Consider the following 860-nt stretch of genomic DNA (forward strand, 5'->3'; position numbering starts at 1 on the left):
TGGACCGCGCTCGTAAAAAATCGCCGCAAGAACGGCGATCACTACTGGGTTCGGGCAAATGCGGTTCCCATCGTAAGGAACGGTCGGCACCAGGGCTACATGTCGGTGCGTACCAAGCCCTCGGCTGACGAGGTCCGCGCGGCGGAATCCTTGTACAAGGGCCTCCGCGAGGGCACCGAGCGCGGTCGCAAACTTCACAAGGGCATTCTGGTACGCACGGGCTGGGCAAGCGCGCTTTCTGTTTTCAAGTCCATGTCGGTGCGGGCCCGAGTCCGCGCGAACTTTGCCTTTCTTTGGGCCCTGCTGCTCGGCGCTCACGCGCTGTTCGTGGGTGGTCCGCACGCCTGGGCGGGCTTCGCTGTGGCAACCGGTGTGTGTTTGATCGGCTCTCTACTGCTTGAAGGCCAGTTGGCGGCGCCTATCGAGCAACTGCGGAAGCAGGCGCTGGACGTGGCAACCGGCAACAATCGGGAGGTCGTCCAGATGGACCGCGTCGACGAAATCGGCATGACGATGCGCACCATCAGTCAGCTAGGATTGATGTTCAGATGGCTGATCGATGACGTCAGCCAGCAGGTCATCAGCGTGAAGAACTCGGCGCAGGAGATCTCTCAGGGAAATCTGGATCTGAGTTCGCGAACGGAGCAATCCGCTTCGAGCGTCGAGCAGACGGCCTCGTCCATGGAGCAGATGACGGCGACAGTCAAGAATAACGCCGAAACAGCCGGTCAGGCCAACACTCTGGCCAGCTCGGCAGCCGCCGCTGCTGCACAGGGCGGCCAGGCCATGCAGGAAGTGGTCCGGACAATGAGCGACATTGCGCAGAGTTCGAAGAAGGTGGTCGACATCATCGGCGTCAT

Annotated in this window: 1 protein-coding gene; it reads left to right on the top strand. The window is 61.4% G+C overall.

Annotation, left to right across the window (positions count from 1 at the left end; all coding sequences use genetic code 11):
• Positions 1–99: 99 nt before the first annotated feature.
• Positions 100–860: HAMP domain-containing protein (locus tag J7U46_RS23185; RefSeq protein ID WP_282829617.1), on the top strand; the 761-nt coding region annotated here is incomplete at its 3' end.

The sequence above is a fragment of the Pelomonas sp. V22 genome, assembly GCF_030014915.1.
Classification (GTDB): domain Bacteria; phylum Pseudomonadota; class Gammaproteobacteria; order Burkholderiales; family Burkholderiaceae_C; genus JAUASW01.